This window comes from Providencia sp. TYF-12, assembly GCF_041344805.1.
GTDB classification, from domain to species: domain Bacteria; phylum Pseudomonadota; class Gammaproteobacteria; order Enterobacterales; family Enterobacteriaceae; genus Providencia; species Providencia huashanensis.
The window spans coordinates 3,738,386-3,763,261 of the sequence record NZ_CP166833.1; the positions used below are offsets into that span (position 1 = coordinate 3,738,386).

The 24,876-nt window shown below is 42.1% G+C and carries 26 protein-coding genes and 1 riboswitch; of the genes, 10 read left to right on the plus strand and 16 right to left on the minus strand.

The features are described from left to right. Positions 1–49: 49 nt before the first annotated feature. The 5 genes from surA to apaH are packed head-to-tail and all read left to right on the plus strand — an operon-like array spanning position 50 to position 4,377. Positions 50–1,369 (plus strand): peptidylprolyl isomerase SurA, encoded by a 1,320-nt coding sequence (surA, locus tag ABE954_RS17420; protein ID WP_042846006.1) that lies wholly within the window; start codon positions 50–52, stop codon positions 1,367–1,369. Then, a complete protein-coding gene (pdxA, locus tag ABE954_RS17425) occupies positions 1,350–2,345 on the plus strand; it encodes a 4-hydroxythreonine-4-phosphate dehydrogenase PdxA (protein ID WP_166686099.1) in 996 nt (331 codons plus the stop codon). Before surA ends, pdxA begins: the two co-directional genes overlap by 20 nt. Beyond that, positions 2,342–3,151, plus strand: a complete 810-nt coding sequence (rsmA, locus tag ABE954_RS17430; protein WP_042846010.1) for a 16S rRNA (adenine(1518)-N(6)/adenine(1519)-N(6))-dimethyltransferase RsmA — start codon at positions 2,342–2,344, stop codon at positions 3,149–3,151. Before pdxA ends, rsmA begins: the two co-directional genes overlap by 4 nt. 18 nt (positions 3,152–3,169) lie before the next feature. Beyond that, complete coding sequence (gene apaG, locus ABE954_RS17435) at positions 3,170–3,547, plus strand: Co2+/Mg2+ efflux protein ApaG (RefSeq protein ID WP_042846012.1); 378 nt, start codon at positions 3,170–3,172, stop codon at positions 3,545–3,547. A 2-nt stretch (positions 3,548–3,549) separates the two neighbouring features. Further along, on the plus strand, positions 3,550–4,377 hold the full coding sequence (gene apaH, locus ABE954_RS17440; protein ID WP_371025635.1) for a bis(5'-nucleosyl)-tetraphosphatase (symmetrical) ApaH: 828 nt from the start codon (positions 3,550–3,552) through the stop codon (positions 4,375–4,377). Positions 4,378–4,435: 58 nt separating this feature from the next. Here the strand turns inward: apaH and folA are convergent, their stop codons facing one another. Further along, positions 4,436–4,930, minus strand: coding sequence for a type 3 dihydrofolate reductase (gene folA, locus ABE954_RS17445; protein ID WP_042846016.1), 495 nt, complete (start codon positions 4,928–4,930; stop codon positions 4,436–4,438). A 248-nt stretch (positions 4,931–5,178) separates the two neighbouring features. Here folA and ABE954_RS17450 point away from each other — a divergent pair, with 248 nt between their 5' ends. Continuing rightward, positions 5,179–5,793 (plus strand): LysE family translocator, encoded by a 615-nt coding sequence (locus ABE954_RS17450; RefSeq protein WP_129466394.1) that lies wholly within the window; start codon positions 5,179–5,181, stop codon positions 5,791–5,793. A 253-nt stretch (positions 5,794–6,046) separates the two neighbouring features. Here ABE954_RS17450 and ABE954_RS17455 read toward each other — a convergent pair whose 3' ends face one another. The 12 genes from ABE954_RS17455 to nudF form a co-directional block, all read right to left on the minus strand. Beyond that, positions 6,047–6,490 carry a GNAT family N-acetyltransferase gene (locus ABE954_RS17455; protein WP_048606288.1) on the minus strand — a complete coding sequence of 148 codons (444 nt, stop codon included), beginning with the start codon at positions 6,488–6,490 and terminating at the stop codon, positions 6,047–6,049. Between the two features lie 134 nt (positions 6,491–6,624). Next, positions 6,625–8,031, minus strand: coding sequence for a cell division protein FtsP (gene ftsP, locus ABE954_RS17460; RefSeq protein WP_042846021.1), 1,407 nt, complete (start codon positions 8,029–8,031; stop codon positions 6,625–6,627). A 356-nt stretch (positions 8,032–8,387) separates the two neighbouring features. Beyond that, on the minus strand, positions 8,388–9,125 hold the full coding sequence (locus ABE954_RS17465) for a 1-acylglycerol-3-phosphate O-acyltransferase (RefSeq protein WP_042846393.1): 738 nt from the start codon (positions 9,123–9,125) through the stop codon (positions 8,388–8,390). A gap of 113 nt (positions 9,126–9,238) precedes the next feature. After that, entirely contained in the window at positions 9,239–11,494 is a 2,256-nt protein-coding gene (gene parC / locus ABE954_RS17470) for a DNA topoisomerase IV subunit A (RefSeq protein ID WP_042846022.1), read from the minus strand. Between the two features lie 39 nt (positions 11,495–11,533). Next, positions 11,534–13,429 (minus strand): DNA topoisomerase IV subunit B, encoded by a 1,896-nt coding sequence (gene parE, locus ABE954_RS17475; RefSeq protein ID WP_042846024.1) that lies wholly within the window; start codon positions 13,427–13,429, stop codon positions 11,534–11,536. An 88-nt stretch (positions 13,430–13,517) separates the two neighbouring features. Continuing rightward, positions 13,518–14,099 carry an esterase YqiA gene (gene yqiA / locus ABE954_RS17480; RefSeq protein WP_371025636.1) on the minus strand — a complete coding sequence of 194 codons (582 nt, stop codon included), beginning with the start codon at positions 14,097–14,099 and terminating at the stop codon, positions 13,518–13,520. Between the two features lie 7 nt (positions 14,100–14,106). Then, positions 14,107–14,946: a 3',5'-cyclic-AMP phosphodiesterase gene (cpdA, locus tag ABE954_RS17485; protein WP_042846027.1), complete on the minus strand. Its 840-nt coding sequence runs from the start codon at positions 14,944–14,946 to the stop codon at positions 14,107–14,109. Between the two features lie 152 nt (positions 14,947–15,098). Continuing rightward, positions 15,099–15,245, minus strand: a complete 147-nt coding sequence (locus ABE954_RS17490; protein WP_166732483.1) for a hypothetical protein — start codon at positions 15,243–15,245, stop codon at positions 15,099–15,101. A gap of 34 nt (positions 15,246–15,279) precedes the next feature. Continuing rightward, positions 15,280–15,426, minus strand: a complete 147-nt coding sequence (locus ABE954_RS17495; RefSeq protein WP_166732483.1) for a hypothetical protein — start codon at positions 15,424–15,426, stop codon at positions 15,280–15,282. Positions 15,427–15,460: 34 nt separating this feature from the next. Further along, entirely contained in the window at positions 15,461–15,607 is a 147-nt protein-coding gene (locus ABE954_RS17500; protein ID WP_166732483.1) for a hypothetical protein, read from the minus strand. A gap of 34 nt (positions 15,608–15,641) precedes the next feature. After that, positions 15,642–15,788 (minus strand): hypothetical protein, encoded by a 147-nt coding sequence (locus ABE954_RS17505; protein WP_166732483.1) that lies wholly within the window; start codon positions 15,786–15,788, stop codon positions 15,642–15,644. Between the two features lie 204 nt (positions 15,789–15,992). Continuing rightward, positions 15,993–16,631, minus strand: coding sequence for an ADP-ribose diphosphatase (nudF, locus tag ABE954_RS17510; RefSeq protein ID WP_042846028.1), 639 nt, complete (start codon positions 16,629–16,631; stop codon positions 15,993–15,995). 305 nt (positions 16,632–16,936) lie between these two features. On the opposite strand from nudF, the gene tolC reads away from it, so the two are divergent. From tolC to ABE954_RS17525, 3 genes are all read left to right on the plus strand, one after another. After that, positions 16,937–18,331 carry an outer membrane channel protein TolC gene (gene tolC, locus ABE954_RS17515; protein ID WP_042846029.1) on the plus strand — a complete coding sequence of 465 codons (1,395 nt, stop codon included), beginning with the start codon at positions 16,937–16,939 and terminating at the stop codon, positions 18,329–18,331. 413 nt (positions 18,332–18,744) lie between these two features. Further along, positions 18,745–19,449: a DUF1190 family protein gene (locus ABE954_RS17520; RefSeq protein WP_042846030.1), complete on the plus strand. Its 705-nt coding sequence runs from the start codon at positions 18,745–18,747 to the stop codon at positions 19,447–19,449. Between the two features lie 6 nt (positions 19,450–19,455). Then, a complete protein-coding gene (locus ABE954_RS17525) occupies positions 19,456–20,619 on the plus strand; it encodes a glutathionylspermidine synthase family protein (RefSeq protein ID WP_042846031.1) in 1,164 nt (387 codons plus the stop codon). 84 nt (positions 20,620–20,703) lie between these two features. Here the strand turns inward: ABE954_RS17525 and ygiD are convergent, their stop codons facing one another. Both ygiD and ribB read right to left on the minus strand, forming a co-directional pair. Then, positions 20,704–21,507 carry a 4,5-DOPA dioxygenase extradiol gene (gene ygiD / locus ABE954_RS17530; protein WP_129466398.1) on the minus strand — a complete coding sequence of 268 codons (804 nt, stop codon included), beginning with the start codon at positions 21,505–21,507 and terminating at the stop codon, positions 20,704–20,706. 236 nt (positions 21,508–21,743) lie between these two features. Further along, entirely contained in the window at positions 21,744–22,403 is a 660-nt protein-coding gene (ribB, locus tag ABE954_RS17535) for a 3,4-dihydroxy-2-butanone-4-phosphate synthase (protein WP_042846043.1), read from the minus strand. A gap of 157 nt (positions 22,404–22,560) precedes the next feature. Beyond that, positions 22,561–22,710, minus strand: a riboswitch (FMN riboswitch). Positions 22,711–23,031: 321 nt separating this feature from the next. Between ribB and ABE954_RS17540 the strand changes: the two genes are divergently transcribed. Next, complete coding sequence (locus ABE954_RS17540; RefSeq protein ID WP_042846045.1) at positions 23,032–23,292, plus strand: accessory factor UbiK family protein; 261 nt, start codon at positions 23,032–23,034, stop codon at positions 23,290–23,292. Positions 23,293–23,363: 71 nt separating this feature from the next. Here the strand turns inward: ABE954_RS17540 and hldE are convergent, their stop codons facing one another. Further along, positions 23,364–24,791 (minus strand): bifunctional D-glycero-beta-D-manno-heptose-7-phosphate kinase/D-glycero-beta-D-manno-heptose 1-phosphate adenylyltransferase HldE, encoded by a 1,428-nt coding sequence (hldE, locus tag ABE954_RS17545; protein WP_042846046.1) that lies wholly within the window; start codon positions 24,789–24,791, stop codon positions 23,364–23,366. Positions 24,792–24,876: the final 85 nt, after the last annotated feature.

Consider the following 24,876-nt stretch of genomic DNA (forward strand, 5'->3'; position numbering starts at 1 on the left):
CGTATTAGCCCGCATTTTGCGGAATCAAAGTCAATATTATAGGACCATTATGAAGAATTGGAGAACGCTTATTCTGGGACTGATGTTCGCAAGCTCTGCTGCCTTGGCTGCGCCGCAGCAAATGGATAAAGTGGCTGCGGTCGTCAACAACGGAGTTGTGCTGGAAAGTGACGTCCAGAATATGATCAATACGGTAAAAGTGAACGCTCAGAACGCACGCCAACAGGTGCCTGATGATCAAACCCTGCGTCATCAGATCCTTGAGCGTCTAGTTATGGATAACATCATCTTGCAGATGGCTAACCAGATGCAGATAAACATTCCAGAAGAAGCCGTGAATGCGACCATCGCTGATATTGCTCGCCAGAACGGTTTAACTCTGGAGCAAATGCAAAAGCGTTTAACTGCTGATGGCATCAATATGGCTCAATATCGCAGTGAAATTCGTAAAGAGATGCTGATCGCTGAAGTGCGTAATAATGAAGTACGCCGCCGTGTGACAATTTTACCGCAAGAAGTTGATTCTCTTGCTGAACAAATGAGCTCACAAGCAAACTACGAAATGGGGGTTAATCTCAGCCATATCTTAATCCCATTATCCGAGAACCCAACTCAAGAACAGTTAAAAACAGCGGAAGCGTTAGTAGACAAAATCTTAACTGAACTGAAAAAAGGTGGGGATTTTGGTAAATTAGCGATTGCCTACTCAGCAGACCCGCAAGCGCTGAAAGGCGGCAATATGGGTTGGTCACGTTTACAAGAATTGCCAGTTGTCTTTGCTGAACAATTAAAAAATGCGAAAAAAGGCAATATTGTCGGCCCAATTCGCTCTGGTGTTGGTTTCCATATTTTGCGCGTAAATGATGTCAGTGGTGGTAGCCAACCGATTTCTGTAACAGAAGTAAAAGCACGCCATATTTTGATTAAATCATCTCCAATTATGGATGATACTCAAGCTAGACAGAAACTAGTGAAAATAGCCCAAGATATCCGTTCTGGCGCAATCACATTTGAAGATGCGGCAAAAGAGAATTCAGAAGACCCAGGTAGCGCCTTAAAAGGCGGTGAATTGGGTTGGAACATGCCGGATATCTATGACCCAGCATTCCGTGATGCTCTGATGAAATTAAACAAAGGTGAATTAAGCCAACCTGTTCCTTCAAGTTTTGGCTGGCACTTAATTCAATTAGAAGATACACGTAAGGTAGATAAAACAGATGCGGCACAAAAAGACCAAGCGTACCGCCTACTGTTTAACCGTAAATTTAATGAAGAAGCGCAAAGCTGGATGCAAGAGCAGCGGGCTTCTGCTTACGTAAAAGTCATCGATGGTCGTGACAACCAATCTAATGATGAAAAATCTAATTAAGCCTATTGTTATCACCCCCGGTGAACCTGCCGGGGTTGGTCCAGATTTGCTAATCCAACTCGCTCAGCAGGCATGGCCTGTTGAGTTAGTTGCATGCGCTGATCCAAACTTACTTCTTGAACGCGCTAAAACGTTAAACTTACCACTCACTCTGACCGAATATGAATCAAGTAAGGCAGTAAAAGCCCATACTCCAGGTCATCTATCCATTATACCCGTTGACTTAAATACCCCGGCGAAAGCAGGCGTACTCAATGTGGCCAATGGTAGCTATGTGGTTAACACATTAGCACAAGCCTGTGATGGCTGTTTAAAGGGTGAATTTTCAGCGATTGTAACGGGGCCAGTGCATAAGGGCATTATTAATGATGCCGGTGTTCCCTTTAGTGGTCACACCGAGTTTTTTGCAGAACGTAGTGGTTGTGAGCGGGTCGTTATGATGCTAGCAACCGAAGAGCTTCGTGTTGCCTTAGCCACCACACACCTACCACTTAAAGATGTTTCAGGTGCCATCACGCAACAAAGTCTACGTGAAGTGATCACCATCTTACATCATGATTTACAAACAAAATTCGGTATTGAAAAACCTACAATCTATGTTTGTGGCTTAAACCCACATGCAGGTGAAGGTGGCCATATGGGTACCGAAGAAATTGACACCATCGAACCCGCACTTGAAAGCTTACGTGTAGAGGGGGTTCATCTCGTTGGGCCATTACCCGCGGATACCCTTTTCCAACCTAAGTATTTAGATCACGCAGATGCAGTTTTAGCAATGTATCATGATCAGGGTCTTCCTGTGTTAAAATACCAAGGTTTCGGCAGAGCGGTGAATATTACCCTCGGTCTGCCTTTTATCCGTACCTCTGTCGATCATGGCACTGCGCTTGAACTCGCGGGGACGGGTCATGCTGATGCGGGGAGTTTTATCACCGCATTAAAGTTAGCTATCCAAATGACATCTAAAAATACATGAATAATCGAGTCCATCAGGGGCACTTTGCCCGCAAACGTTTCGGGCAGAACTTTTTAACTGACCAGTTTATTATTGACAGCATCGTAGATGCAATGAACCCGAAACCGGGCCAATCCATTGTCGAAATTGGCCCTGGCTTAGGTGCCTTAACAGAACCGGTTGGTAGCCGAATCGACAAAATGACCGTCGTTGAACTCGACCGTGACCTCGCGGCACGGTTACACGTCCATCCGCAACTAAAAGATAAACTCACTATCATTCAGCAAGATGCGATGACTGTGGATTTCGGCGAGCTAGCAAAACAAGCAGGTCAACCCCTGCGGGTATTTGGTAACTTACCCTACAATATTTCTACCCCATTGATGTTCCACCTATTTACCTTTACTAACTCGATTGCAGATATGAATTTCATGCTGCAAAAAGAAGTGGTTAATCGGCTGGTAGCAGGCCCTGGGAGTAAGGCTTATGGTCGTTTAAGTGTCATGGCGCAATATTATTGCCATGTGGTTCCAGTACTCGAAGTGCCGCCAACAGCATTTACTCCAGCACCAAAAGTAGATTCTGCGATTGTGAGGTTAATCCCTCATCGTGAAAACCCTTATCCAGTAAAAGATATTAAATTCTTAAGTCGTATTACTACCCAAGCTTTTAACCAACGCCGTAAAACGATCCGCAATAGCTTAGGGGATTTATTTAGTGTTGAAGAGTTAACCAATTTGGGTGTTGACTTAGGTACCCGTGCAGAAAATATTTCTGTTGAACAATATTGCAAAATGGCAAACTATCTTTCTAACCGGTCAGAATAGTCTGTTGAAGGAGGCACTATGCTTAATGAACCAAATGTAAGCATCCAAGTTCAGAGTGTCTACATCGAAAGCCAATCTCAACCCGATATTGCAAGGTATGTGTTCGCTTATACCATCTGTATTCGCAATTTAGGGCGAGAACCCATCCAATTAATGAGCCGCTATTGGCTCATTACTAACAGTGATGGCCATAAAACTGAAGTTCAAGGTGAAGGCGTGGTGGGTGAACAACCCGTCATTCCTCCTGGAAAAGAATATCGTTACACCAGTGGTGCAATTCTTGAAACACCAATGGGAACGATGGAAGGTTATTACGTGATGCTAAGCACTCAAGGGGACCATTTTCACGTTGATATCCCCGCTTTTCGTCTTGCAATTCCAACATTGATTAATTAATTATGTCGACATATTTAGTAGGTGATATCCACGGTTGCTATCGTGAACTTCGTGAACTAATGGACAGGGTCAATTTTGATCCAAACCAAGACACATTATGGCTTACTGGTGACTTGGTTGCCCGAGGTTCTGGGTCACTGCAAGTTTTACGTTATGTTAAAAGTTTAGGTCCCGCGGTGCGTTTGGTTCTCGGTAACCATGATCTCCATCTTCTCGGGATCTACTGTAAAATCAGTCGTAATAAACCTAAAGATCACCTTGATGAATTATTGCATGCCCCTGATCTAGACGAACTAATCAATTGGCTACGTCGTCAACCTTTATTGCAAATTGATGAAGAAAGAAAAATAGTGATGACGCATGCAGGTATAACGCCACAGTGGGATATTGAAACCGCACGGATGTGCGCTAGGGAAGTCGAAGCCGTCCTTTCCAGTGATGCTTACCCGCTATTTATCGATTCAATGTATGGCGATATGCCAAATAATTGGTCGAGTAGTTTAATGGGGTTAGCACGCTTACGTTTTAGTACCAATGCTCTCACACGTTTACGCTACTGCTTCCCGAATGGGCAGCTTGATATGATTTGCAAAGAAAACCCTAAAAAAGCGCCCGCACCATTAAAACCTTGGTTTGATTTGCCAAGTCAAATTCCTGATGATTATTCGGTGTTCTTTGGCCATTGGGCATCCCTTGAAGGGAAATGTACACCAGATAACGTTTATGCTTTAGATACTGGCTGCTGCTGGGGTGGTGATTTAACCTTATACCACTGGGAAACAAAACAATTTTATCGCCAAAAATCACACCAAAAAAGCCGTAAAGAATAGTTTTGGCTCTATTAAAAACAAAATGGCGCATTAAGCGCCATTTTTGTGAAACGAAAATTTAAACTCTTTTGGTTAGTATCTCAAAACAATAGCCGTGCGTATTGTTTTCATCCGCTTCGTGATATTCGGTAAAAATCGAATCCCATTCATCTGGCTCATAAACTGGGAAATGAGTATCCCCAATGACTTCTGCATCAACATGAGTCAGGTATAATTTATTCGCTAGAGGTAAAAACTGCTGGTAAACCTTACCGCCACCAATCACCATGATTTCCTCAACATTCTCTACCGCTTGTGCAGCAGCTAGCGCTTCTTCCATAGAGGTCACCCAAACAACGTTAGAGTCTGCCCCTGGCTGGCTAGTTAATACGATGTTGACGCGTTGTGGTAATGGACGCCCGATTGATTCATAGGTGACACGCCCCATAATAACGGGCCTATTTAACGTATTTCGTTTGAACCACGCAAGATCACCGGGCAAATTCCAAGGCATCGCTTTTTCCATGCCGATAACCTGATCGATCGCCATTGCTGCGATTAAGCTAATATTCATCTACTCACCTTAGAAACTAATATAAAAATTGAGCACACTATACGGAAAGAGAATTGCTTCGTCGACTAAATTTAAGCTTCCTTAAACAGGTTTGAATCACTTATACTCGAATTGATAAATTTAGGACTAAAAATAACATTTAAAAACAAAAGAGATACCTCATCCTGCCTCAATTTACGGGTATTTAGCAAGGTATTGCAAATTCTAAAAATTGGGTTAGTAAGGGGCTATAGAAAAGAGAATATCCCATGTACGAAACTAGTATTATGATTGCCACCATAGCAACCCTAGGGATGCTATCGCCAGGTCCTGACTTCTTTTTAATTGTTAAAAATGCCGCACGATACCAACGTTCAGCGGCTCTCATGACAGCCTTTGGTGTTATTGCTGCAATTGCTCTACATATGTCTTATTGTGTTGCAGGCCTTGCCGTTCTCATCACGACGACGCCTTGGCTATTTAATATTTTAAAATATGCAGGAGCCGCTTACTTGGTATGGATTGGTATCAAAAGCCTGATGCCTCAGTCAAGCCATTTGGTTGATTTAAATACTCGTAAACATGAGATTGTCTCGTTCAAAAAAGCCTTTATGCAAGGCTTTCTCTGTAATGTCCTGAACCCGAAAGCAACTCTTTTCTTCCTTGCTGTGTTTACTCAAGTATTGGACATCAATTCAACTGTTGGCGAAAAACTATGGTTTGCTTTTATTATTTGGGGGCTCGCCGTTATTTATTGGCCAATTTTAGTCTTTTTAATTCAAAGTGCCCCAGTTAGAAAAGGGTTAGCGAAAGTGCAAAAATATGTTGATAAAGTGCTGGGAGTTATTTTAATTGCTTTTGGAGTTCGCGTAGCGCTTAGTTAGTTCATTAAGATAAAATGCAAAAAACAATAGCCTAATTTATCTGTCTATACTGTTTATTGATTAACGATAGCTTATAAATTCCTTTCCTTTTTCAAAGGAACACAAATTCAATTTCTGATGACTTCCACTCTATTTAATAGAGTGGGAGACCCTTCGTACTATTAAAACGGCATAACTTTGTGTTACCGAATAAATTATTCTTTGATAGTTCAAGATAAAAAAGAGCCGCAATTTCCATGCGGCTCGCTGATTTTTAAACTAAGCAATATTGAGCTAAATTCTCCCCCCAATCTGCTAAGCCTTGGGAAACAAACCCTGTGCTTTGATAAAAATAGTGCGCAGTATTATTTTCTGAATGATAACCAACCATCAAAAAGGGAATATTCGCTGTATTTTCCTGCTGAATATCCGCTATCAACAAAGCCATTGCCTGCTTTGCATAGCCCTTACCTTGATGCTTTTCATCAATCATAAAACGATAAATCCAGTAATTACCATCATCGGGGTCAATACCATACATTAACATCCCAATCATCTCATCACGATGGCATATCCCTTTCACGACAAACCCCGTTAGAAATTGCACTTCAGCAATAGAATAAAGGTTCGACGCAATAAATGCGGATTGCGCTGGTGAAACCTGTAAATCTGCGCACTCTTCCCAATTTTCAGGGGTTAAAACAACCAATGTTACCATTAACTTCTCCTAGTGTTAGAGAAGCAAATACCTCTCTAACTAATGATTATTATACAATTTAACGCTCTAGCTCTTGTGTTTGGCATAATAACCTCCTTAATAGTTCTTATTGATAACATTGCTATTTCATTTAACTACTCTTGTGGTGAAACCACCAACTGACCCGCTGAACCTAAATCCGCTTTTTCCAAATTTTGGCTATAGAATAAGAATGGAAAATGGTTATACGAAGGTTGCATCATTTGAACTAACAACTCGGTACGACCATCTACCCATACGGTGTCTTTCCAACCATAATCTTCAGGCGGAGTCGGTTGACCATTGCGGTTCAGCACTTTAAACCTCACACCTTCAATATGAAACGCTTGCGGAACATTTGTTGTAATAACCCAACGTTCCCAATTTCCTTGACGGCTTGTCATATCGACTCTATTAGTATCAAGAACCGCATTATTAATACCAAAGCCGTCATTAAGGTGGATTTCACGTTGCATTATACTGGATGTAACTTGCGTTTTGTCTTCAGCTAATTGCGTTGGTAAGCCATCAGTCACTAACGACATTAAGCCTGTGGCTTTAATCGTCAACACATTAGTAGAGATTAGGCTATTTGACGGCTCAAATAACCCTTTTACTCGGTCCATAAATGTTGCAGACTCGCCTGCTGTGATGGTCAACTCTTGAGTTTTCGCCATGTCAATCAGCACTTCTCGCCTTTCACCTGGGGCGAGTGGTAATGCTTGAACATTAACAGGCACAGTGAGCAAGCCTTGGTCTGATGCGATCATCGAAAATGGGCGACCATCACTAATTTTCATTACATAATGACGTGAATTCGATGCATTTAGCAACCGTAAACGCACCCATCCGCGAGAAACTTCGACATACGGGTCCTGAACACCATTAACTAATAAGGTATCGCCAAGAAAACCGTCTTCACTCGCTTTATATTCAGGCACACCAAAGTTATCTAGCCGCTTGTCTTGAATAATAATAGGAAAATCATCGACACCGTAGTGCTTAGGCAAACGCAAATTTTTAGTCACATCATCTTCTATAATCCACATGCCTAATAACCCATTGTGGACTTGTTCACCCATTTTTCCTTGGGTATTTGCATGATACCAAAGTGTCGCTGCATTTTGACGAATAGGGATCACGGGGGACCAATCTGCATTCGGTGAAATCAACCTTGCAGCCCCACCGATCTGGGTCCCCGGGATTTGTAACCCACTGATGGTCATTGAAACAGCTTCAGGCAATCTATTGCTATAAATTAGCTTTAAATCATCACCATTTTTGACTCTTACCGTTGGTCCTGGTGAAGAACCATTGATTCCCCAAATATCGGCTGAGTATTTCCCATCAAAAGACCAATGGATTTTTTGTAATGTCAAAAAGAGTGGCTGACCAGACCGAGATTCTAATAACGGTGGCACAGGTAAAGCTATCGCCCCCTCTGCGCTTACATTCATTGGCACATAGGACATACATAGAGCCAACCCTGCCGCTACAAGGGTTTGGCATCGATTGAATGACATAAATTCTCCGCTAAACAAAAATTCCAGCGCATTTTATTATTTAATATTAGAAACTTTCAGCCAATAACGCGGCTAATTTTGAATTGGCGCTAGCAAAATAACTACTTAGATACAACAATAAAGTACCGTAATATTATGTCAGCCATGATATCGCGAAAAAAGAGTAAATTCTAAAAATATCTTTCTAAAAATATAAAAATATAATTAATAGCTTTACAAGTAGTAGGGTTAATTAATTAAAAAGAAAAAATTATACGAAATGTGATTCAAATTTGATGGGCAAACTCGTTTTTGGATAATAATGCGGACAATAATTTTTACTGACCGCATTATTGAATATTAGGCTTAATAACGCATTATTTTTGGGATTGCTTCGCCATTTCAGCGACTTCTAAATCTAACTCTTTTATTTTAGCTTCCATTAAGGAATGGCAGAGTTCCGACAGTTCGCGGACCTGTTCACGGCTATACACTGACGTATCGATAGGATCTAGCATCTCAATGATCACATTACCGTTGTTCCAACGGTTTAGTTTAATCTTGCCTTGCGTACTAGAAACACAGACTGGCACGATAGGTACCCCAGCAGCGATAGCAGCATGAAATGCCCCCGTTTTAAAAGGCAATAGACCGCGCCCACGGCTGCGCGTCCCTTCTGGAAACATCCACACTGAAATTTTACGTTTTTTTATCTGATCCGCCACTTGAGTAATCGTATTATGTGCTTTAGAACGATTAGCGCGGTCAATTAGAATATTGCCAGTGATCCAATATAAAAAACCGAAAAATGGAATATAAACTAAACTTTTTTTGCCCACTGTTACCGTTCTTGGCTGCACACCATTTGACATAGTCACCATATCGTAATTGTTTTGGTGATTACCAATATAAATGCTTGGGCCATAGCTTTTGGCTTTTTCAGGGACACGGTTGATCACGTTAATCCCAAAAACTACAGATAACCGACCAAACATATGGCCAAACGTCATCACATGTTTTGGATTGCGTGGGCTAAATAGACAGTAAATACCGCCCCCGATACAAACAGCAAGCGTGTAGATAATAACTATAATCGCTCTAATCAGCGCTAACATACTAACCCCAAATTCAACGGGGCCATACAGCCCCAATCTATTAATATCACCCACTTATTCACCAATCAAATCTGACTGAGCAGTGAATAAATAGGAATTTATTACTTAACTAATTATTCAGCACCTAAAGGCTCAATATCAATACGTTCAATATTGTGCATTCCTCGCGGCAAGGAGGTCCCTTTGCGGCCGCGCTCTGAACGATATTTTTGCAGATCTTCAGCTTTAAATTTCAATTTTCGCTTACCAAAATGCAAAGTCATTGATGCACCTGTAGGTAAAATCATAAGCCAAGTCAACAAATCATCACCACTTGCAGCTTGAGCACCAGCTATGTTGATAATTTTATTCCCTTTACCTTTCGACAGCTGTGGTAAATCTGAAACAGGGAATATTAACATACGCCCTGCTTTGGTTATTGCCAACAGCAAATCTTCTTGTTCATTATGTAGCTCAATGGGGGCTAACACTTTTGCGTTATCTGGTAACGAAATTAAAGCCTTACCTGCTTTGTTTTTGGTTACTAGGTCATTGAAAGTACAAATAAAGCCGTAACCAGCATCAGACGCCATCAAATATTTTTGCTCTTCAGGTGCCATTAACACATGTTCAATGGTTGCACCTGGTGGCAATGACAGTTTCCCTGTTAATGGCTCGCCTTGACTACGCGCTGATGGTAGTTCAAGCGGGTCAACAGAATAACTACGCCCTGTTGAATCAAGGAATACTGCGGCTTGGTTCGATTTGCCTCGAGCTGCGTCTTTAAAACCATCGCCAGCTTTGTAATTGAGGTTCGTCGGCTCTATATCATGGCCCTTAGCACTACGTACCCAGCCCATATCAGAAAGCACAACGGTAATAGGCTCTGAAGGGAGAATTTCATGCTCACTCATGGCCTTAGCTTCTTCACGCTCATGTAATGGTGAGCGGCGATCATCGCCATAAGCTTTAGCATCAGCCTGAATTTCTTTTTTAATTAAGGTATTTAATTTACGCTCTGACCCTAAGATACCTTGTAACTCATCACGTTCTTTTGCTAATTCATCTTGCTCACCACGGATCTTCATTTCTTCAAGCTTCGCTAAATGACGTAGTTTTAACTCTAAAATAGCTTCTGCTTGTGTATCCGTAATATTAAAGCGGGACATTAGGACAGCCTTTGGCTCGTCCTCTGTACGAATAATTTCAATAACTTCATCAATGTTAAGGTAAGCGATTAATAAACCATCTAAAATATGTAAACGCCTTAACACTTTGTCTAAACGGTGATTTAATCGATTACGAACTGTTTGGCGACGATAAGTAATCCACTCAGTTAAAATTTCAACTAACCCTTTAACTGAAGGACGATTGTCCAAGCCAATCATATTCAGGTTAACACGATAACTTCTTTCTAAGTCGGTAGTCGCAAATAAATGCGTCATCACTTGGTCAATATCAACACGATTACTACGCGGAACAATAACCAAACGAGTTGGGTTTTCGTGGTCAGATTCATCACGTAAATCTTCAACCATGGGTAGCTTTTTCGCGCGCATTTGGCTAGCAATTTGCTCTAATACTTTCGCGCCAGAAACTTGATGAGGCAACGCTGTTATCACTGCATTGCCGTCTTCTTTTTCCCACACAGCACGCATACGAACAGAACCACGACCGTTTTGGTAAATTTTACGGATATCACTTTGTGAAGAAATAATTTCAGCTTCGGTCGGGTAATCAGGACCAGGAACAAACGCCATGATATCGTCAAGACCCAGTGTTGGTTTCTCCAACAATGCCACTAGCGCATTTGCCACTTCTCGGGCGTTATGAGGCGGAATATCTGTCGCCATCCCAACTGCAATGCCCGTTGTGCCATTTAATAAAATATTTGGCAGACGCGCCGGTAACATTTTAGGTTCGTTTAACGTACCATCAAAGTTAGGTACCCAATCAACCGTGCCATGAGCTAACTCGCTCAGCAAAACTTCCGCATACTTTGATAAGCGCGATTCGGTATAACGCATTGCTGCAAACGATTTAGGGTCATCCGGTGCTCCCCAGTTCCCTTGCCCGTCCACTAGTGGGTAACGGTAAGAAAACGGTTGAGCCATTAATACCATCGCTTCATAACACGCAATGTCACCATGTGGATGGTATTTACCTAGTACGTCACCGACAGTTCTTGCTGATTTCTTATATTTTGCTGTGTTGCTCAAACCAAGTTCTGACATGGCATACACAATGCGGCGCTGAACAGGTTTAAGCCCATCGCCAATAAAAGGTAATGCCCTATCCATGATGACGTACATCGAATAGTTTAGATAGGCATTTTCAGTAAAGGCATGAAGCGGTAAGCGCTCCACACCATCATGAGTAATTTCACTCATTTAATTAATTCCTTACGCTTTCTCATCGCAATTCGGATGTTAGACATCAATTTCAGCCATATCGCCTTTTTCTTGTAACCAATTACGGCGGTCTTCAGAGCGTTTCTTCGCTAGAAGCATATCCATAACGGCAAGCGTTTCTTGGTAGTTTTCATCATCGATGGTTAACTGAACAAGGCGACGAGTATTTGGATCTAATGTGGTTTCGCGTAATTGTGGTGGGTTCATTTCACCCAACCCTTTAAACCGTTGAACATTCGGTTTACCACGCTTACGGCTAAGACGCTCTAGCACCGCATTTTTTTCGCTTTCATCAAGGGCATAGAAAGTTTCTTTGCCTAAATCGATACGGTACAACGGCGGCATTGCCATATATACATGCCCCGCTTTGACTAAAGTCGGGAAATGGCGCACAAATAAAGCACACAATAACGTTGCAATATGTAAACCGTCGGAATCCGCATCCGCAAGAATACAAATTTTACCGTAACGTAGTTGGCTGAGGTCTTCGCTATCAGGGTCAATACCAATTGCCACGGAGATATCATGTACCTCTTGGGAAGCTAAAACTTCGTCAGAAGACACTTCCCATGTGTTTAGGATTTTACCGCGTAATGGCATGATAGCTTGGTATTCACGGTCGCGGGCTTGTTTTGCTGACCCGCCCGCCGAATCCCCTTCGACAAGGAAGAGTTCTGTCATGCTAAGGTCTTGCGAGCTGCAATCTGCCAGTTTACCCGGCAATGCAGGGCCACTGGTTAGCTTCTTACGCACTACTTTTTTCGCCGCACGCATCCGGCGTTGTGCGCTCGATATTGCCATTTCCGCCAGTTGCTCAGCCACTTGCACATTTTGGTTTAACCACAGGCTAAAGGCATCTTTAACAACACCGGAAACAAATGCAGAACATTGACGCGATGAAAGGCGTTCTTTCGTTTGCCCTGCAAATTGAGGGTCTTGCATTTTTACGGAAAGTACATACGTACAGCGTTCCCAGATATCATCCGCCGAAAGCTTAACACCACGAGGTAAAATATTGCGGAATTCACAAAATTCACGCATCGCGTCCAATAACCCTTGGCGTAAACCATTAACGTGGGTTCCACCTTGCGCGGTTGGAATAAGGTTTACATAGCTTTCAGTTAACAATTCACCGCCTTCAGGTAACCATAACAGCGCCCACTGAGCACCTTCAGTTTCCCCTGAGAACTCCCCAGTGAAAGGTTTTGCGGGTAATGCTTCTAGCCCGTCTATGGATTCCATTAAGTAATCAGTTAACCCATCACTGTAACACCAGCTTTGCTCTGTATTATTGAGCTTGTCCTTAAACGTGATTTTCACGCCAGGACATAAAACGGCTTTGGCTTTTAAATTATGAGTTAAACGCGAAACTGAAAATTTTGGGCTATCAAAATAGCTTTCATCTGGCCAAAAATGCACGCTAGTCCCTGTGTTACGCTTGCCACAGGTACCGATTACATGCAAATCTTCTACTTTATCGCCGTTTTCAAAGGCAATTTGATACACTTGGCTATCGCGACGCACTGTAACTTCAATACGTTTTGATAACGCATTGACTACGGAAATACCTACCCCGTGTAGGCCCCCGGAAAACTGGTAACTTTTATTGGAGAATTTCCCCCCCGCGTGCAGCTGCCCTAAAATTAACTCTACGGCTGGCACTTTCATTTCAGGGTGGATATCAACAGGCATACCACGCCCATCATCGATCACCTCAAGGGATTGATCGGCATGTAAAATAACTTCGATGTGCCCCGCATGCCCAGCAAGGGCTTCGTCGACACTATTATCAATTACTTCTTGAGCCAAATGGTTCGGTCGGCTGGTATCAGTATACATCCCCGGACGACGGCGAACAGGCTCCAAACCACTGAGGACTTCAATGGCCTCTGCGTTATAACTAGATTGAGTCATGTTGTCATTCTGCGGTAAATAGGTGGCTAATTGAACTATTCAATCAGTGAGTTACTGTTGATAATAACAGTGTTCATGTGTTTTGACACTATTTCTCTGCCAATTGTAAAAAATGAACAATTTGAGGAAAGTATGCTTCAAAACCAACAAATGCATGATTACCGTCAGGTTCTACAGTCTGTTTACACTTAGAAAGATAGGTAACAGCTTCACGATAATCAAGTACCTCATCCCCCATTTGCTGTAGTAACCAAATAAGATGAGGAGATGTTAACTTTTCAATGTATAAGGATTTTAGCTCATGAATATGTTTGTTTTCCAACACATATTTTTCGTAAGTATAGGGGTTTGTATTCTCCCCTAAATAGTCTTGTAGTAAGTCAAAGGGTCTTACAGCAGGGTTGACCACCACTGCAGGAAGTTGATAACGCTCACTGAGCCAAAGAGAAAAATACCCTCCAAGGGAGGAACCTACTAGGCCAATCTTCCCCTGTTTATGTTGTAAGACAATATCTTCTAACATGGCTTGAGCTTGCCGAGGAAAATTCGGTAATTGCGGCACAACCATATTGATATGTGGGTAGTTTGCATCAACCCATTTCTTTAAGCTATTTGCTTTAACTGATAAAGGTGAGCTATTAAAACCGTGAATATAAAGTAAAGTAGACATAAGGTGATTAATAACCGTCGGAGTCTAAATCAGGGCTGAATTCTCTCGTCTCTAAACGATGCACACTCGTTTTGATATGCCTATGCCCTTGTTCATCCACACTGAGTTCCAAATAGCGCCAACCGGGTGCTACGGTATCTAGCGCAAAGTTAGTACAATGTGGTTTGAATTGCACGCAAGTTGAAGGCGTGGCTAACAAACGTATTCCATGCCAAAGCACATCCATTTCTTGATGAATATGCCCACACAGCATGGTTTTAACATTTGGATAGCTTTTTAGGTAATCCGCTAATATGTGCGAATTTCTTAAGCTGTGTTGATCTAGCCATGTACAGCCCGAAGGCAATGGATGATGGTGTAGCATTACTAACGTTGTACGGTCAGGTTGCGCATCTAAGCTCTGCTTCATCCATTCTAATTGTTGCTCAGAAAGTTCACCATGGGGGACGTCTTGCAATTGGCTATCTAACATTAGAATTTGCCATTCATCGCCAATTAAAATTTGTTTAGCGCTTGAGATACCAGCCACCCTAAGGGTTTCAACCATGGCTGGCGGATAATCATGGTTTCCAGGAAGCCAAACACAAGGCGCAGGAATACGCTCAATACCATCTGCAAAATGTTGATAAGCTTGTGGCGATTGGTCTTGAACCAGATCCCCTGTCGCAACAATCAAATCAATTGGGAGATTTTCTTTTGCAATAGCGCCAAGCACTGCTTGATAGCTATCATAAGTATTTACACCTAAAAGGGTGTTCTCAGTGTTAGCAAAAAGATGCGTATCCGTAACTTGTAAAATTCTCACGATCTTCGAGTTCTTTGCAGTCACTTCAAGCTGGCTGTCCAAAAGTATTCCTTATCCGTAAATATTATTTATGCCTAATTAATTATATTCATTACAACTATACACAAACTCAACACACTGCCGCTTGCTGTAAAATACACCGTAATTATTCTAAAGGGTAATTTGCCAACGCGCCAACTTAGCGCTGTATTACTCTAAATAATTCGAGTTGCAAGAAGGCGGCAAGCTGAGCTATCCCAAGGAGCATACACCAGTATGTGACTTGGGTGGCGAAGCGCGGCCAACACACTTGCAGCTTGTTGTACTCCTTGCTTTAGTGCGCCTTGCCTCGCTGCAATCACCTTAAAGCATAATTTTTAACTTACTCGAATTACTCTAAATAATTCGAGTTGCAAGAAGGCGGCAAGCTGAGCTATCCCAAGGAGCATACACCAGTATGTGACTTGGGTGGCGAAGCGCGGCCAACACACTTGCAGCTTGTTGTACTCCTTGCTTTAGTGCGCCTTGCCTCGCTGCAATCACCTTAAAGCATAATTTTTAACTTACTCGAATTACTCTAAATAATTCGAGTTGCAAGAAGGCGGCAAGCTGAGCTATCCCAAGGAGCATACACCAGTATGTGACTTGGGTGGCGAAGCGCGGCCAACACACTTGCAGCTTGTTGTACTCCTTGCTTTAGTGCGCCTTGCCTCGCTGCAATCACCTTAAAGCATAATTTTTAACTTACTCGAATTACTCTAAATAATTCGAGTTGCAAGAAGGCGGCAAGCTGAGCTATCCCAAGGAGCATACACCAGTATGTGACTTGGGTGGCGAAGCGCGGCCAACACACTTGCAGCTTGTTGTACTCCTTGCTTTAGTGCGCCTTGCCTCGCTGCAATCACCTTAAAGCATAATTTTTAACTTACTCGAATTACTCTAAATAATTCGAGTTGCAAGAAGGCGGCAAGCTGAGCTATCCCAAGGAGCATACACCAGTATGTGACTTGGGTGGCGAAGCGCGGCCAACACACTTGCAGCTTGAAGTATGACGAGTAATTAGTTAAATATCTGCTAATTAGCACACACTTCACTAGATTAATTGTTATTTAAAACTGTTTCATCCATTTTCCACGAAGCTTGTGATAATTAAGCTGCAACCATTGAATGGCGATTACTGTCGCCGCATTATCAATAACCCCGTCTTCCACCCACTGATAAGCTTGTTCTCGGCTTACCACATGCACTTGAATATCTTCATTTTCTGATGCTAGCCCATGGACACCTTTTGCTTGGCGGCTATCTACTTCGCCAATAAATACATGCATACGCTCAGTTGTACCGCCTGGGCTAGAAAGGTAGCTTAGCGCTTTTTCGGCGCGGCCAATCACTAACCCTGCCTCTTCCATGGCTTCTCGACGAATAACATCTTCGGGTGATTCGTTTTCCTCAATCATCCCTGCGACAGCCTCAAGTAACCAAGGTGTTGCGCTGGTTTCTATGGCAGGGAAACGAATTTGTTCAATTAAAACGATATTATCCGTTTGTGGATCATAAGGTAAAACAACCCCTGCATGGCCACGCTCAAATACTTCGCGACGGATTTCATTGCTCCACGTGCCTGCAAAAAGACGATGACGAAATCGGTACTCAATCATTTGAAAAAAACCATTAAATAATTTACGCTTGGATATAATTTCGACATCATTTTTGCCATATTTAATTGGCTGTTTTATTTTATTTGTCATTGCATTTCCCAAAACTATTAATTTCCATATTAAGGAAATAATTGTGGATTAAAACTGTTTTTAAGGCTTTTTAACCTCAGATGAGGTAATGTTTAATGAAATTAAGACAAAATGGCACAAAAGGCTACCGTTAACACAAGTGATACTCTGTTACAATGTGCGCCATTATTCAAATCGAAGAGCAACAATAGGGTCTGTTTTATTGGCTCTCTAAAACGCATAATTTGATACCTACAACTCATTTAGGCATGGTACGTTTTAGACCGCAGACTCAACTTAATTTGCTGTTTAATCAAGGAATCAAAATGAAGAAACTGCTTCCCCTTTTTATTGCGATGAGTTTTGTGGGTCTCAGTACCAATAGCTACGCAGAAGATTTACTGCAGGTTTACAAAAAATCTAAAGAAAGTAACCCCGAATTAAGAAAATCATTAGCTGAACGTAACCAAGCTTTTGAAAAAATTAATGAATCTCGTAGCCCATTACTACCACAATTAGGGTTAGATGCTGGTGCTAGCTACGGAAGCGGTTACCGCGATGCGCGAAATACTGAAAGTACGGGCTTAAATGCGACGTTAAAATTAACGCAAGTCGTCTTTGATATGTCGATATGGCGTCAATTGTCGATTCAAGAAAAAACAGCGGGTATTTCCGATGTGACGTATCAAACCAGCCAGCAACAACTGATCTTAGATACCGCAACCGCCTATTTTAATGTGTTGAAAGCGATTGACGCATTATCATACATCGAAGCAAATAAAGAAGCTGTTTACCGTCAATTAGATCAAGTAACACAACGTTTTAATGTTGGGTTAGTGGCGATTACGGATGTACAAAACGCTCGTGCAAACTACGACAGCGTGATTGCACAAGAAGTTGCAGGCCGTAACGACTTAGAAAATGCGATTGAAAAACTGCGTCAAGTCAGCGGCGTATATTATAGCCAACTTGCTTCTTTGAATATTGATCGCTTTAAAACCACTGAATTAGGCGATATCAACGCGATTTTAAAAGAAGCAGAAGAACGTAACCTTAATCTGCTAAGTGCACGTTTAGCACAAGATGTTTCGCGTGAAAATATTCGCTTAGCAGAAACTGGTCATATGCCTACAGTTGGTCTGAGCGCATCAACCAGTGTGACAAATAACTACCAACATGGTAGTGGCTATAGCGACCCATACACAGGTCTTTCTGGTGCACGTAATAGTTATAACGGGCAAAACAGCGTTGGCTTAACCTTGAGTATCCCACTGTATAAAGGTGGTGCGACTAGTTCACAAGTTGAACAAGCGCAATATGGTTTCCAAGGTGCGAGTGAACAACTCGAAACAGTATACCGTAACGTCGTTCAATTAGTTCGCTCATCATTTAACAACGTATCTTCATCAATCAGTAGCATCAATGCATATAAACAAGTCGTTGTTTCTGCACAAAGCTCATTAGATGCGATGGAAGCTGGGTATCAAGTTGGTACACGTACTATCGTTGATGTATTAACAGCCACCACGGCCCTATACCAAGCAAAACAGAATCTATCTAATGCACGCTATGATTATATGATTAACCAACTCAACATTGAATTTGCTCGTGGTACTTTAAATGAAGATGATATTGCGCGTCTAAATGCAAATTTAGGCAAAGAAATATCAACTGCGCCAAGTAGTATCATCCGTAATACCAATGCGCCAGCTATTAACTAAATTTTTGGTTGGTGCTTAAGTGGTACAATGACCCGCTATTTTAGCGGGTTATTTTTTTCTGCAAAAGGCCATATATTTCCGGTACTAATCTGTTAAATTGCCCGTTTTAGCCAGCTTAGGTGATTTATAACTACTTTTAAATTACCTTAATTAGAAATTTCAGCCTATTCTCACTAGGGTTATTGCACAATAGCACAAAAAACAAACAGTAATTAATGTACTGATATTTAATGAAATTAGCTAATTATTACTGTAACTGTGTATATTCAATCCTCAAAAAATAGAGGGGAAGCGACAAAAATGATAAAATCAGCTTATTTCCCCTGTATTTCTGCTTTAATTTTCAGCGGTTATCCCCTATCCTAGAGGTAACCTAAATAACATCTTACTTAATTATATTCAGGGTAATTACCATGACCATGAAGCGTACCAAAAATATTAATCAAAGCGCATTCCGTAAGTCTTGGCGCTCATATCGTATGGCACCAGTTGCCGTTGCCGTCAGTGCGGTATTTATGCTTTCAGCTTGTGAAGAAAGTGATGAAACCGTATCACTGTATACCAATGCACAGGATTGCAGCCAAGCTAATCCATCACAAGCAGAACAATGTACTCTTGCTTACAACAATGCCCTACAAGAAGCAGCCAAAACAGCGCCAAAATATGAAACCCAAGCTGATTGTATTGCTGAGTTTGGTGAGTCAATGTGTACCCAAGCTCCTGCTCAAGCAGGTATAGCAGGGACGGGTTCTACTAATGGTGAACAAACCGCACAAGCACAAAGCAGCGGTGGCAGCATGTGGATGCCATTAATGATGGGTTACATGATGGGCCGTATGATGGGTGGTAGCGCGGCTTCCCAACCATTGTTTAGTTCAAAAAACCCAGCTAGCCCAGCTAACGGTAAGTTTGTTGATGCCACGGGTAAAAGTTACGGCCCAGCCGTTGCTGGTGGTCGTTCAATGAGCGTACCTAAAACGGCCATGGCACCTAAGCCACCAACAACATCAACCGTCACACGCGGTGGTTTTGGTGATACAGTGAATAAACAAGCAATGGCACAACGTTCATCTTCTTCTGCGAAATCCACTTCATCTTCCCGTTCAATGGGTGGTTGATAAGTAATGAAACGAGTTCCTATTGTCGAACGCCCGAATTGGCGTGAAAAAGCCTCTGAGTTTGGTTTCGAATTCCATACTATGTATGGTGAACCTTACTGGTCAGAAGATGCCTACTATCAATTCACAATGGCACAAATTGAAGAAATCGAAGATGCAACGGCAGAGTTGCATCAAATGTGCTTAAAAGTTGTCGAACGCGTAGTAGAAAGTGATGAATTAATGGCTCGCTTTCAAATTCCCAAACATTGTTGGGAGTTTGTTCGTAGCTCTTGGAAAAGTGAACAACCGTCCTTGTACTCAAGGTTAGACCTTGCTTACGATGGGGTTAACCCACCAAAGCTACTTGAAAATAACGCAGATACGCCAACGTCATTATATGAATCTGCATTTTTCCAATGGATTTGGCTTGAAGATCAAATCGAAGCTGGCAAGTTACCAGAAAATGCAGATCAATTTAATAGTATTCAAGAACAGTTGATCGAGCGTTTTACTCAACTTAAAGATCAATACGGTTTCCGTCTACTGCATATGTCTTGCTGTCGTGATACCGAAGAAGACAGAGGTACTGTTCAGTATCTTCAAGACTGTGCTAACGAAGCTGGCGTAGCCACTGAATTCTTATATATTGATGAAATTGGCCTAGGTGAAAAAGGTGAGTTTTCGGATACTCAAGATCAGGTTATTAGTAATCTGTTCAAATTATATCCGTGGGAATTTATGCTAAGAGAAATTTTCTCAACCAAACTACAGGATGCAGGTGTTCGTTGGTTAGAGCCTGCATGGAAAAGCATTATTTCCAACAAAGCCTTACTCCCAATGTTATGGGAAATGTTCCCTGATCACCCTAATTTACTACCGGCTTATTTTGCCGATGGTAAAACACAACCTGAACTCGATAAATACGTTATTAAACCGCTTTTTTCTCGTGAAGGAGCCAATATTCGTATCATCGAAAATGGCAAAGAAATTGCTGCTGCTGATGGCCCATATGGTGAAGAAGGTATGATTATTCAGCAGTTCCACCCTCTTCCACAATTTGAAGGTAGCTATACCTTAGTGGGCAGTTGGCTAGTGAATGACCAACCTGCGGGGATCTGCATCCGTGAAGATAAAGAACTGATCACTCAAGATCTATCGCGTTTTTACCCACATACGATCATCGATTAGTTATCATCAATCACTAAAACGCAAAAAGCTCAAACTTTCTAATATAGTTTGAGCTTTTTTATTATGCGAAGATATAACAACAAGTTAACCAATTTGAATTGACATCATACTCAATGATCCAGAAACAATCCCTTCTATAGGTATACTAATTTTTTCTTTTCCATCCCATGTTCCCAGTATTGGCAAAATAGGTAAATAATGTTCTGGCGAGGGATTAGATAGCTTACCGTCCTCCCGCTCTAAACCATTTGTTAATGGATGAGGCAGCTCACGGCTTTGTAGGTTGTCATAGACAAACTGCTCAAAAGAAATAGCCCATGGATACGGCTCTGCTTGTGCATTCTGCCAATTCATTGCTCGTAAGTTATGGACAATATTACCGCTTCCCATAATTAGCACCCCATGCTCCCTTAAAACAGACAGTTTTCTGCCTAATTCATGGTGCCAAGCCATAGGTTTAGTTGCATCGATACTCAATTGAACCACAGGAATATCTGCTTTTGGATACATACGCACTAAGATTTCCCATGTCCCGTGATCCAGTCCCCACTCTTGGGTATCAAGGTAAACAGGTTCAGGGGATAATAAGTCAGCAACCTGCTGCGCCAATTCAGGTGAACCCAGAGCAGGATATTCAACCTGATAGAGCTCTTCAGGAAAACCGCCAAAATCATGAATCGTTTTAGGTTTTAACATCGAAGTAATTGCTGTCCCTCGTGTATACCAATGCGCTGAAATCACCAATATCGCAGTGGGCCGCGGTAAAGTTTTACCAAGATGTTCCCATTTTTGAGTATAAGGGTTGTCTTCAATCGCATTCATTGGACTGCCATGACCAATAAAAATAGCAGGGAGTTTAGTTTGTACGACAGACGTATTTACCGACATGATGATTTGACTCCACCTCAATTAGTTTCTTATTACAGCATACGCCGTTTAGTAAAAAACACAGTGGGCTAATTATGAGGATGATCATCAAAAAATTTGAAAAGGCCATCAAGGTGTGCAACTCAATGGCCTCAATATGATTCTATATGCTTAACAGACTACTTATTACCTAAATAACCAATATCGCTATTTAGGTGATATTCGAAATTTACCTACTCCTCGAAATATGATGAGGATTAGCTAGCTTTCTTTTTTTGCTCTTGCTGCAAACGGTACTGAACTAAATCTTCAATCGTCACAACGGTTAAACCATGCTGTCTACCAAAGACGACAACATCTGGTGTACGTGCCATAGAACCATCGTCATTAGTTAACTCACACAGAACACCCGCGGGTTTGAAACCAGCCATAGTGGCTAAGTCGATAGATGCTTCTGTATGACCACGGCGAGTTAATACGCCGCCTTCTCGACCGCGTAATGGGAATACATGGCCTGGATGATTTAAGTCTGAAGGTACTGCTTTATCTGCAATTGCTGCGCGGATAGTTGTGATACGGTCTGCGGCAGAAACCCCAGTGGTAACCCCTTTGGCAGCTTCAATTGTTACAGTAAAACCGGTTTGATTTTGGCTTGTGTTATTTTCCACCATCATTGGCAGCTCAAGCTGCTTGCGACGTTCTTCAGTGATACAAAGGCAAACAATCCCACTGCTATAGCGAATGGTAAATGCCATTTGTTCTGTTGTCATAGTTTCTGCGGCAAACACTAAGTCCCCTTCATTCTCACGATCTTCATCGTCAAGAACAAGGACACCTTTACCTTGGCGCAGAGCCTCGATAGCGTTTTCAACACGTTCGATAGGATTACCGAATTCGGAAAGTAGCGTATGATCCATGGTAAAAAACCTCTTAAATAGTTATTAACTAGTTACCAGAATCAAGGCAGTCTTAGGAGTACGAGAAATGATGAATAAACAAATAGCCAAGATGGCTATCAACTCATTCAGGTATGCAGAACAATATTGTGCAACACCGCACAAACATGCAGATACAGTTAATTCTCTCCCATCCGGACTATAACCGTCGGCTCCAGATTCACACTGGATCTGCTGACCTTTACCACAAAATGATAAAGCGCTCGCGGGCTTCATGCGCGTTGCATGTTACCGCCGGTGGGGACTTACACCCCGCCCTGAGATAAACGCAATTAATATAACGCCAATAATTCAAGTGCGCAACGATGAAGATCAAAATTGGCGAACAACTCACACTTTTAGTCAAAAAACATGAATAAAAACTTAGCGTTATAAAGGTTAATTTCACTGCTCTATTTATTTTTCCATTCTCTGTGACTAAAAGAGAAAAGGGCATTATCACTTGGGAGTAGAGATTGTTTGTGTTTAGAGTCGCAGAAAGTGACCAACGCAGTGATAGCTCTCAGTATGGCGTGGAAAAAGGTTTATTACCGCGACAAGAGGCATTACACTACTAATAATTATTTTTTGATTAATTAAGGACCCGCGAATGCTCGATCCGAAAAAACTGGAACAGGTGGCACGCCAAATCCAAGGTGCATTACCACAAGGCGTACGTGATCTAGGCGAAGACTTTGATAAAAAGCTGCGTTCTCTTTTACAGTCACAGCTCGGTAAACTGGATTTAGTCAGCCGAGAAGAATTTGATATTCAAACTCAAGTTTTATTACGCACCCGTGAAAAATTAGCCAAAATGGAACAGCGCGTCAGCGCATTAGAAGCCCATTTTAGCGAAGACAAAAACGAATAGTCATTAAAAAACAAAAAAACCTCACTGGGTTTCAAACACCCAAGTGAGGTTTATCACTCGTAAATAATCAATTAGCTGGTTTTCATAATATTTTTAATGATATTGGTTGTTGAGATACCATCTTCAAAATTAAGCACTTTAACTTCACCTCCCGCAGCCCACACCTCAGCACTGCCCGCAATATCTTCTGGTTGATAATCACCACCCTTGACTAAGATATCCGGCAATACCTCTGCAATTAAGCGTTGTGGTGTATCTTCTTCGAAGGGAACCACCCAATCAACGGCGCCTAATGCTCCAAGTACTGCCATGCGTTGCTCTAATGGGTTTACAGGCCGAGTCTCTCCTTTTAAACGACGAGTAGATGCATCGCTATTTACTGCAACAATCAATCTATCACCTAATTTACGTGCATTTGCTAAATAAGATACATGCCCCGCATGCAAAATATCAAAGCAGCCATTGGTCATAACAACCCGTTCACCACGCTGTCTTGCGTTAGCAACTGCTTGTTTTAATTCGCTTTCGGTCATTACGCCAAAACCAGTATCCGCACGACCACGGATAGCATTTTCCAATTCAATTGGTGAAACGGTTGAAGTCCCTAATTTCCCGACTACAACACCTGCCGCAGCATTAGCGAGTGCGCATGCTTCATGTAACGGACGACCAGAAGCAATTGAAGCAGCTAATACCCCAATCACTGTGTCACCCGCCCCCGTGACATCAAACACTTCTTGCGCTTGGGTTGGTAAATGCAATGGGGCTTCATCACGACGAATTAAGCTCATCCCTTGCTCTGAACGAGTGATTAATAAAGCCGTTAGATCCAGAGATTGAAGCAACTTCATACCTTTTTCTTCAACATCTTGATTGTTCTTACAAGGCCCTACGATGGCCTCAAATTCTGACATATTTGGTGTCAGTAACGTGGCACCTCGATAACGCTCAAAGTTATTTCCTTTTGGGTCAATCAAGACAGGCACGCCTGCTTTATTTGCTAAAGCAATCATCTTTTCGACATGGGTTAAAGCCCCTTTTGCGTAGTCTGATAACACAAGCGCCCCAATATGCGGTAGCGCCTGTTCAATACGCTCTAACATCGGCTGAGCATCAACATTGTCAAAACCTTCTTCGAAATCAAGGCGGATCAATTGCTGATTACGCGATAATACACGCAATTTGGTGATCGTCGGATGCGTTGGGATCGCAACAAAATCACAACGTACTTGCACTGCATTTAAATTTTCAGTGAGTGCTTTCGCAGCATCATCAATACCCGTCAAGCCAACAAGACGGGAATTTGCGCCTAATGACGCAATATTCATAGCAACGTTAGCTGCACCACCAGGGCGCTCTTCTACCATGGTCACTTTAACTACAGGAACAGGGGCTTCAGGTGAAATTCGGTTTGCAGGACCATGCCAATAACGGTCTAACATCACATCACCCACTACTAGCACACCGGCTTGTTTATAATCCGGAAGAGTTACTTTCATCCTGCACTCCAGTTTTCAAAAAGTCTGATAATAATTTGCAACAATACTAGCATATTGCGCTGTTTAGCTAAATAAAATGCCGTAA